The organism is Simiduia aestuariiviva, assembly GCF_014192475.1.
In the GTDB taxonomy this organism is placed as follows: Bacteria; Pseudomonadota; Gammaproteobacteria; order Pseudomonadales; family Cellvibrionaceae; genus Simiduia; species Simiduia aestuariiviva.
Window position 1 is genome coordinate 33,612 of record NZ_JACHXZ010000006.1, and the last position, 8,843, is coordinate 42,454.

Below are 8,843 nucleotides of genomic sequence, written 5' to 3' on the forward strand. Positions count from 1 at the left end.
TCCCGGCCCAATGAATGTATCGCTGGGCCGGTAGACGGCCCAGTGCTATTAAAGCTTGCGTGGTGCTGTGATGGTGGATTTAAGATCATGCTTACCTCTGCAATCATCGATAGGCTCAAAGGTCACAGCATAGAGGCTGGCGCTGTTTCTGCCCCCTTGGCGAGTTTGGATAATCCAGCCCGCATTTATCAATTCGCCCAGCGCTCTGCGCATGGTGTCGTTTGATGTCCAGCCGCGCTTTCTGAGCACGGTAAGGGTCACACACAGGTCACCGTTATTGCGGCCGTTATACTGTCTGAGCACATCAATTAATAGCGAGCGTGCGGTATGCCCTAAGTTGATATAATCGGGGTTGTCTAACAGCCGATGGAACAGCCGCACAAAGGTGGGCGAGCCGCCCCGGCCTTTGTGCTTTTTGCGGTCTGTTCTCGCCACTGGTTACACCTCGCGGATAGTGACAATAATGGCCTCTTCCAAATCAGGCGGATAATGCGAGATCCATTCGCCTTTGTGCGCCAGCGCCTTTGCCCTTGCTTGTGCCTCGCTCGAAGCCTCCAGCTTGACCGTATAGAGCTGCGTTTGAGTGGTACACACTTCCAAATGGAACCTAATCATTGGCAGACTCTCCTGTGGCAACAGCAGGGAAGGCGGCAATGTACCTTTGGTAATTTTCACGTACCTGTTCTGGCGGCATTGCGCTGAGATGGGCGACGAGATGAACGGCTTTTTTGGCTTGACGTTGGTCTGCTAGCCAATACCAGGTGAAAGACGTTTTGCCACCATGGCGATGGGTGTGCGGTCGACGCTCGCGGTGAATAATTAAGCCGCGATCACGGCCTAATTCACTGATGGTGGTTGGCAGCGCTGTTTCGCCATAGGAGGGCAGCTCCGTGAGTTTGGATATGCCCGTGGTGCCGGCTTCTAGCAGGTCGATTAAGGCCAGTTCGTGCTTGCTTGGTAGGGCGCGCTTGGCATTATTCATCGCTGGCTCCTCCAAAGTTGTGAACCCGGCGTTGGATGAAGGTTTGAATATCGGATTGGCGGTAGCGTACTTTGCGGCCAATTTTGACGTAGGGTAAGAGGTAGCGGCCGGTAGAGCGCCATACGGACAAGGTACCCTCGGATACGTGAAGTTCTTGTGAGGCCGCGAGGGGGGTGAGCAATCTATCCGAGGTGTGTTCGGTTTCTGTACTGGCGGTGGAAAGTGCCTGTCGTTTCATGGGCTAAGTCCTAACGAAGTTTAGTTGGCTCCGAAGGACGGCTTTATGATCGTTTAAGGCGCCCTACGAAGATCAACCACCGTTGTTGGTGGTTGATGTAGGGCATGTTCGAGTAGGCGATGTGTAGAATTGGTAGTTTTAAGCAGTTTTACACGTTTTTACACACTTTTTTTAGCTGCGTTTTAGTGTTCCTAAAATATTGGCTGAATTTAGCTTTCGAGGTGGTATTCCCCACGCCTGTTTTGTCCCATGTCCACTCGAGCATTTCGTTATTAATTGCTTCAATGACCAGGCCAAAAAAATCCTGTTCATTGCGATGGCTTAGATGGTGTTTCCGCAAAGATGCCCAGCAGGCTGAGGCATTGGCGTCAGGGAAGCTGCTCAGGTACTCCCTAATAAAGAGGTTAATTTCTAATTTTCTTCTGCCGCCGTTGGTTGGAGTTGAGGTTGTTAGCGGGTTCTGTAGCTTCTTGAGCTTCTCTCTGGCTTTGTCGATCTTAAGAGTGGCCTCGGCTAGGTTTAGGCTAGGTAAACCCTCTGATAGCACGAGTTCTTTCAGTTGATCTAGTGCAATTTGGCGACTTCTCACTTCGAAAGCGTCATCGAATGGCAGATTGTGCCTATGTTCTAGCCAAGCTTTTTTTACAGGCTGCTTTAGGATTTCTTGTATTTCGTCGCTTAGAAATTTAGTTGTAGCTTTATTCATAGAGGACTCTCGGTTGCGCTGGTACGGAGGCCTGGCATGGGGATGCCAGTCGTATTATTTGCTGCTGTTTGGTTGATGAAATCGGATATTTTTTGCATGGGCACACGCAATCGCTCGACGTCCATAATGATGTAGCCGGCGGTAACGTCGCCCCCTGTACTGTGATTGACCAAGCGTTTTAGGGCATAGGCAGGTATATCCAGAGATTCTGCAATGGATATAAACGTTCGCCGGAGGTCGTGAATAGTGAAGTGGACCCCTGAGGCCTCTCGAATGTAGTCAATGATGCGGCGGGGATCATTGATTTGGCCACTGGAGCCTGAGCTTTCAAATACCATTTCCCCGGAAGTGTTTTCGGCCCGCCGTTTAAGTATGGCGAGCACGTTATCTGACATTGGCAGGGTGAGGGGGTGGCCATTCTTGGTTTTGTGTACGGTAAATGTTTTATCCCGGAAGTCTAGGTCGCCAACGTTAAGGCCGGCTGCTTCTCGCCGCCGGAGGCCAGTTAACAATACAAATTGCAGGTAGTCTGCGGCAACGTGCGTGAATAGGTCTTCTCGATGGTAGAGGCTTTCAATTGCTTGGAACCACGAGGCGAGTTGACTGTTTTTGATTTTGTTGTCGCGGCGCGTTTCTTTGTTCCAGCTGCGGGTGTGGGTAAGGCGACTGACAGGGTTGTCTGGAAAAAGGCCTCGCCCGTGGCGATCTTCGTATTGGCCATTGGCAAAATTGAACAATGCTCGCAGTACGCGCATAGACTTGTTTGCCGCGCTTTCTGAGGTTTCGCTTAGGGTGCGGTGGTGGCGTGCAACGCGGTCGCGGGTAATGTAGTTGAGCGGCTTGTTGGCCCAGTTCGCTAGGTGGCGATCTAGGACTGTTTTGTAATTGCTGATGGTGTTCGGGCTCAATGTGTGGCCTCTTACTCGTAGGTAGTCAGCCATAGCCTCGCTAAGTGTCACGCCCTCGCTGCGCGCCGCGCGTTTTTCTTCGATCAAATTGGTGCCGCCTGCCATCGAAGACAGGGCATCCATAGCTAATTTACGCGCTTGCTCAATTTTCATGTCGGGATAGCGGCCCAGAGTAACTCTAACGGGCTTACCCTCGACTTTGCGGTAGACCAGAAAACTTTTGGTGCCCTTGGGGGTGATTGATAGGCATAGGCCATTGATTCGCTTGTCGTAGAAGTAGCTCCGCGTTTTGCCGGGTATGGGCTGTAGCTCGTCGAGCAATGCTTTGGTGAAATTGTGCGTTTCCGACATGGATCTATTCTCTGTTTTGCGGCATCTGGTGCTACCACGGTGCTACTCTGGTGCTACCGTGGTGCTACCGCAGAGGTTAACAGAGGTTATCGTTGAGTTAATAGTGGTGATCGTAAGTTATTGATTTGTTGGTTATTATTGGTCTTGAAATATTTTTGTAAAAAATGGGTAAACGATTCAGACATAACTCATAATGCTGGGGTCGGCGGTTCAAGTCCGCCTCTAGCTACCATATTTGGAAAGGGCTGGCAGGTTAATACCTGCCAGCCCTTTTTTGTGGGTGCTACATTGGTTCTACCTAATGGGTTCTGCCTGATGCTGCAGACGCCTCGATGTATGCCGGTGCCGTGTGGTGGGGTTGCTGCGATATCGCTAAGTCCTTTGGCCGCAGTAAGCTTTCGTAGTGCTGGGCTAAAACTGGTAGCGAAGCTCCAATTTCAGGCTGTCTTCCGACCACTTGGTTTTGTAGCGCAGGCCTTTGGCGCTGGACTTTACACCACCGGTGTATCGGCCAGAGACCATGGCCACGATGGGGGCAGCAGGGCCGGATCGCAACTCCGTCAGCCAGCTTGGCTCGGGTTCATTAAAGCGCTTGGTCTTTTTCGTTTTGTGCTTCGGTTGTGTGTAGCCACCGATATCGTTTACGAATTGTTGGGTCATGCGTTGAGCTTCAGACGCTAAGCAAGGACTTGCGGCTAAGCTGAAGCTGCTCACAAGCATGGCTGTGCGCAATAGCGACTGCCATTTTAGTGTGCGTGCGAGTTGGCGCTCGCTAATGAGGTGTTGCTGTACCAAGATCTCACCCAGTGGAATCGCCTGTTGGCGTTGGGCGGCTATCGCGTCTGCGAGCTGTTGTGGGCTGATGAGGTGTCGATCCAGCAACAGCTGGCCCAGCTTGCGTTGGGCAGAGTGTTTAAACATGGCGGTTTCCTGATACTACTAGTCTTTAAGCATAGTGCTCGGCAGCAGTGGTTGCTGGGTATTGCTTAGACGGTTTCCTTCTCAATACGAGGAACGCTATGCAGGTGACTATCGCGGCACGGGGCTTCTGCGTAAACTGAGCGACCGGTAGGGAGGTGGTATGACTCAGCCAGACGGCATTCTCACAATTAACTTGCGCGCCATTGTGCGCAATTGGCTGCGGCTGCGCGATCGGGTGCGCCCAGCGCGGTGCGCGGCAGTGGTCAAGGCAAATGCCTATGGCTTGGGTGTGCAGCCAGTGGCGAGTGCGCTGCAGCGCGCGGGCTGCGATTTATTTTTTGTGGCAACGCTCGCTGAGGGCGTTGAGCTACGTGAGGTGCTGGGCGGTGAGGCGGATATTGTGGTGCTGGGTGGCGCGCGACCTGGCGCTGAGCCGGCATTTATCGCGCACCGCTTGTGGCCGAGCCTATTTTCCATGGATGCCATAGAGCGGTGGCTGGCTGCGCAAGGGCAGGGGCCATTGGCGCCCTGTGTCATCAAGTTCAATTCCGGCATGACGCGCCTTGGCTTGGATGCCTTTGAGTTGCAGGCTTTACTCGCTTCGCCTGAGGCAAAGTCATTGGCGGTGCAGATTTTTATGAGTCATTTGGCCTGTGCCGACGAGGCCGGGCATCCCCAGAATCAACAGCAACTTCAGGCTTTCGAGCAAGTTTGCGGTGCCGCACAGTCGGTTTGGCCGCAGGCTATTACCAGTCTTAGCAATTCATCGGGCATTTTTCTGGGGCGCGCCTGGCATCAGCAGTGCGTGCGGCCGGGGGCTGCCCTGTATGGTGTGAATCCCACGCCCGGCCAGTCAAACCCGCAAGAGGCGGTAGTTCGACTGGCGCTGCCGGTGATGCAATATCGCCAACTTCAAGCCGATGCGGCAGTGGGTTATGGCGCCGCAGGGCAGGGCGTTAAAGGGCAGACGCTGGCGGTAACCTTGGGCGGTTATGCCGATGGCCTTCATCGGCAGATGCTCGGTCGCGCGGTGGGTGAGCTGGCGCAGCAGCGCGTTCCGCTCGTTGGCCGAGTGGCGATGGATACGCTGGTGTTCGATGTATCGTCTGTATCCCCATTGCCCGTCGTGGGTGAGGCCTATGTGGAATTGTTGAACGATGCGCTGACGGTAGACGTCTTGGCGACTGCAATGGGGAGCATTGGCTACGAAGTGTTAACCAGTTTGGGCGCGCGGTATGAGCGCCGCTATATAGAAGAAGGAAGCTCGCAGCCATGAGTTCGGATACGCGAAGTTTGGAAGTGCTGTTGCCGGTTCTGGCCGATGGGGAATTTCACTCCGGCGAGGCGCTGGGGGCGCTGTTGGGTGTGTCGCGTACCGCGGTTTGGAAGCAGTTGCAAAAGCTGGAGGCGCTCGGCTTGGCTGTGGAGTCGATCAAGGGGCGCGGTTATCGTCTGTCTCGGCCGTTGGATTTACTGTCGGTGCCGGAGGTGCTGGCGGCGACGTCAGAATCTGCCCGCGCTCAGCTGCAGTTGCGTTTACTGCTGCAAACTGACTCAACCAATGTGCAGGCGATGCAGGTTGCTGAAGGCGGCGCCGCTCACGGTTTAGTCGTGCTGGCGGAGCAGCAGGTGGCGGGGCGAGGCCGGCGCGGTCGCCAGTGGGTGAGCCCGTTTGGTGCCAATATTTATCTATCGCTAGTGTGGCGGTTTGCGGGCGGTGCGGCCGCGCTCAGTGGTTTGAGTTTGGCTGTGGGGGTGGCCTGCGCGCGCGCGCTGCGATCCGCGGGATTGGTGGCGGTGGGGTTAAAGTGGCCCAATGACCTGTTAGTGGACGGGCGCAAGCTGGGTGGCATTTTGTTGGAAATGACCGGTGATCCCGCGGGCGAGTGTCAGGTGGTGATTGGTATTGGGTTAAACGTGCAGATGGGCGACGCAGAAGCGGAAGCTATCGAGCAGCCGTGGACCAGCTTACGTCGCGAAGGGCTTAGCGTTTCACGCTCAACTGTGGTCGGCTTGCTGCTTGAGCAATTGGTTGCCGTGTTGACGCAGTTTGGCCGAGAAGGTTTTACCAGCTTGCGGCAGGAGTGGTCGGCATTGGACATATATCGCGATGCGCCAGTTACTCTGCTCAGTGTGAGTCAGTCGGTTGCAGGCGTGGCTCGTGGTGTGGATGATGGCGGCGCTTTGCTATTAGAGACCGACGATGGCATTCAAACATTTCATGGTGGTGAAGTGAGTGTTAGGTCGCGCCCATGATCGTAGATATCGATTGTGGCAATAGCCGAATAAAGTGGCGTATTGCGGGTGTTGGCACCTGTGGCGACTGCAGCTGGGCTGATTTTGAGCGCGCTGGTGTGGCGGCGTTGCGGTTGCCGGTTGGGCCGCCTGAGCGAATAAGAGTGGCGTCCGTGGCCGGCGCCACGCAGCGCTTGGCGTTGGCCTTGACGGAAGCATTTGGCATTGAGGTTGAGCGTGCCCAAGTGCTTGCTGGGTGGGACGGCTTGGAGTGTGGTTATCACTCGCCGGATCGTCTGGGTGTCGATAGGTGGTTGGCGGCTCTGGCGGCTCGGCGGCGCTGGCCGAATCGCCCACTGGTTGTGGTTGATGCGGGTACTGCACTCACCGTCGATGTGCTACGGGCAGACCGTTTTGAGGGTGGCTTTATTGGGCCTGGAATGCACATGATGCGCGCCAGTCTGTTTTCTGGAACCGCGGCTGTTAAAGTGCCTGAGTTGCTCGATGCGACGCCCGACGCGCCTGCGCGAGATACCGGGGCTGCGGTATCTGGGGCCACCTATTTGATGTCTATTGGTTTGGTTGGCGAGGTGGTGGCGCGCTATGCCCCCGATGCCGAGGTCGTCGTGACTGGCGGCGATGGGCGGCGACTGGCGGCTGCGTTGTCGGGGGCGCATTGGGTGCCGCATTTGGTGATGGATGGTTTGGCGGTGGCGCTGCCGTAGCGCCAAATGTCAGGCGTTCAAACACAATAAAGGAATAAAGTAGATGCGATTGGTGTTTGTTGTATTGGTGGTTATGAATGGGTTGTTGTTTGGCTGGCAGCTCTTGCGCCCCGCGGAGGAGCCCAGCGTTGCAGTTGCCTCTGCGCCGGCGGCGGGTACCGCTGCGCGTTCATTGATCATCATTGATGAAATGGATACCGATGCACGCGAGGTTTTGGCGAAGGCATCCGCTAAGCCTGCTTCCAGCAGTGCGCCGATCTGCACGTTGGCTGGGCCGTTTGTGGATGCGGATCGGGGCGCGATTGTGCGTGAGCGGTTGCGGGCGCTGGGGGTGGAGTCAAATTTACAGTCGTTGGAAATAACGGCGGGCGAATCCTACTGGGTCTATTTGCCACCTGAGTCATCCCAAGAGCAGGCGCTAAGACGCCTGCATGAGTTGCAGGCAAAGCAGGTGGACAGCTATGTGATTCCAAAAGGTGAGCTGGCCAACGGCATTTCGTTTGGCATGTTTACCCAGAAGCCCTTGGCTGAGGCCCGGAAGCAGGAGATGGAGCGCTTGGGCTATTCAGCGCAGATAAGAATTTTACCGCGCACTCAAAAAGAGATGTGGTTGGTATTGGGGCCAGGCCAGGCGCTTAGAGTGGGTGATGCGGTCTGGTCCGAGCTCCTGCCGGAAGATGGTGGGCAAGAGATTCGTCAAAATTTATGTTCAGCTGTTGCGTCGGGGGACAAGTTTCACTAGAATCGCGCCTCCACATTACAGGCAGGCCTGAAAAGGTGTGTTTTGAAGTGGTTTTAGCTGGTGTAGCTCAGTTGGTAGAGCATCTGACTTGTAATCAGGCGGTCGAGGGTTCAACTCCTTTCACCAGCTCCATTTTCTATAAGCTACGTGCTGTAAGCCTGTGAATTTACTCACAAAAATGGTTGACAAGCGCTAGCTTGAGCCGGAGAATTGCCGGCTCTTTTGGCAGGGGTTCCCGAGTGGCCAAAGGGATCAGACTGTAAATCTGACGCGAAAGCTTCGATGGTTCGAATCCATCCCCCTGCACCATTATTGAAGTCCAGATGTTGAATTTGGCACTTCGTTGGAAAAATCCCCGTTGGGGGATGGAGTGAGAGCCAGAGGGATGGTTCGACGACCAGCGAAGCGCAGGCGAGCGCCGCGATAGCGGCGACCGTAGGGAATAATCCATCCCCCTGCACCATTATTTAAGCCCAGGTCACGATGACTGGCAGTTACCGCAAGCGCGGTGACGTGTTTTTCGGATTGGCTGTAGCTGCAGAGTCCGTCGGTCAATGCGGGCATAGTTTAATGGTAGAACCTCAGCCTTCCAAGCTGATGATGCGGGTTCGATTCCCGCTGCCCGCTCCAGTTTTGGTGCCGGAAAAAGCATTGAAGTTTACGCTCTTGTAGCTCAGTTGGTAGAGCACACCCTTGGTAAGGGTGAGGTCACCGGTTCAACTCCGGTCAAGAGCTCCAGTTTCCGCAAAGGCCGGTCTTTTGCGGAATTTTGTTTTGTTTGAAGAAACGATGTATTCGCCCCTGTATATAGGAGACGTTGGCAATGGCTAAGGCTAAGTTTGAACGTAACAAGCCCCACGTAAACGTGGGCACCATTGGTCACGTTGACCACGGTAAAACCACGCTGACCGCAGCTCTGACGCGCGTATGTGCTGAAGTATGGGGTGGCGAAGCAGTTGCATTTGACGGTATCGACTCTGCGCCAGAAGAGCGTGAGCGCGGTATCACCATCTCTGCTGCACACGTAGAATACGA

At 54.9% G+C, this 8,843-nt stretch carries 13 protein-coding genes and 4 tRNA genes; 9 read left to right on the plus strand and 8 right to left on the minus strand.

Annotated elements, in window-relative coordinates; genetic code table 11:
• Positions 1-48: 48 nt before the first annotated feature.
• From FHS30_RS16615 to FHS30_RS16645, 7 genes are all read right to left on the minus strand, one after another.
• Entirely contained in the window at positions 49-435 is a 387-nt protein-coding gene (locus FHS30_RS16615) for a hypothetical protein (RefSeq protein WP_183911661.1), read from the minus strand.
• A 3-nt stretch (positions 436-438) separates the two neighbouring features.
• Positions 439-615: a hypothetical protein gene (locus tag FHS30_RS16620; RefSeq protein ID WP_183911662.1), complete on the minus strand. Its 177-nt coding sequence runs from the start codon at positions 613-615 to the stop codon at positions 439-441.
• Entirely contained in the window at positions 608-982 is a 375-nt protein-coding gene (locus tag FHS30_RS16625; protein ID WP_183911663.1) for a hypothetical protein, read from the minus strand. Before FHS30_RS16625 ends, FHS30_RS16620 begins: the two co-directional genes overlap by 8 nt.
• Complete coding sequence (locus tag FHS30_RS16630; RefSeq protein WP_183911664.1) at positions 975-1,220, minus strand: helix-turn-helix domain-containing protein; 246 nt, start codon at positions 1,218-1,220, stop codon at positions 975-977. Before FHS30_RS16630 ends, FHS30_RS16625 begins: the two co-directional genes overlap by 8 nt.
• A gap of 148 nt (positions 1,221-1,368) precedes the next feature.
• A complete protein-coding gene (locus FHS30_RS16635; protein WP_183911665.1) occupies positions 1,369-1,926 on the minus strand; it encodes a hypothetical protein in 558 nt (185 codons plus the stop codon).
• Positions 1,923-3,185, minus strand: a complete 1,263-nt coding sequence (locus FHS30_RS16640; protein ID WP_183911666.1) for a tyrosine-type recombinase/integrase — start codon at positions 3,183-3,185, stop codon at positions 1,923-1,925. Before FHS30_RS16640 ends, FHS30_RS16635 begins: the two co-directional genes overlap by 4 nt.
• A 411-nt stretch (positions 3,186-3,596) precedes the next feature.
• Positions 3,597-4,106, minus strand: a complete 510-nt coding sequence (locus tag FHS30_RS16645; protein WP_183911667.1) for a cyclic di-GMP-binding domain-containing protein, MshE-related — start codon at positions 4,104-4,106, stop codon at positions 3,597-3,599.
• Between the two features lie 160 nt (positions 4,107-4,266).
• On the opposite strand from FHS30_RS16645, the gene alr reads away from it, so the two are divergent.
• From alr to FHS30_RS16675, 6 genes are all read left to right on the plus strand, one after another.
• Positions 4,267-5,382, plus strand: a complete 1,116-nt coding sequence (gene alr, locus FHS30_RS16650; RefSeq protein WP_183911668.1) for an alanine racemase — start codon at positions 4,267-4,269, stop codon at positions 5,380-5,382.
• The gene (birA, locus tag FHS30_RS16655) at positions 5,379-6,362 is read left to right on the plus strand and encodes a bifunctional biotin--[acetyl-CoA-carboxylase] ligase/biotin operon repressor BirA (protein WP_183911669.1); all 984 of its coding nucleotides are present in this window, start codon (positions 5,379-5,381) and stop codon (positions 6,360-6,362) included. The genes alr and birA overlap by 4 nt, the downstream gene beginning before the upstream one ends.
• Positions 6,359-7,066 carry a type III pantothenate kinase gene (locus tag FHS30_RS16660; protein WP_183911670.1) on the plus strand — a complete coding sequence of 236 codons (708 nt, stop codon included), beginning with the start codon at positions 6,359-6,361 and terminating at the stop codon, positions 7,064-7,066. The genes birA and FHS30_RS16660 overlap by 4 nt, the downstream gene beginning before the upstream one ends.
• Positions 7,067-7,109: 43 nt before the next feature.
• Complete coding sequence (locus tag FHS30_RS16665; RefSeq protein WP_183911671.1) at positions 7,110-7,808, plus strand: SPOR domain-containing protein; 699 nt, start codon at positions 7,110-7,112, stop codon at positions 7,806-7,808.
• Between the two features lie 56 nt (positions 7,809-7,864).
• A tRNA-Thr gene (locus tag FHS30_RS16670) sits at positions 7,865-7,940 on the plus strand.
• 93 nt (positions 7,941-8,033) lie between these two features.
• Positions 8,034-8,117 (plus strand) — tRNA-Tyr (locus FHS30_RS16675).
• Here the strand turns inward: FHS30_RS16675 and FHS30_RS16680 are convergent.
• Positions 8,118-8,372 (minus strand): hypothetical protein, encoded by a 255-nt coding sequence (locus tag FHS30_RS16680; RefSeq protein ID WP_183911672.1) that lies wholly within the window; start codon positions 8,370-8,372, stop codon positions 8,118-8,120.
• Between FHS30_RS16680 and FHS30_RS16685 the strand changes: the two genes are divergently transcribed.
• From FHS30_RS16685 to FHS30_RS16695, 3 genes are all read left to right on the plus strand, one after another.
• Positions 8,365-8,438: transfer RNA gene (locus FHS30_RS16685), tRNA-Gly, on the plus strand. The two genes, FHS30_RS16680 and FHS30_RS16685, sit on opposite strands and share 8 nt — an antisense overlap.
• A gap of 32 nt (positions 8,439-8,470) precedes the next feature.
• A tRNA-Thr gene (locus FHS30_RS16690) sits at positions 8,471-8,546 on the plus strand.
• Positions 8,547-8,631: 85 nt separating this feature from the next.
• Positions 8,632-8,843 (plus strand): GTP-binding protein (locus tag FHS30_RS16695; protein ID WP_246341407.1); only part of this gene is annotated, 212 nt, incomplete at its 3' end.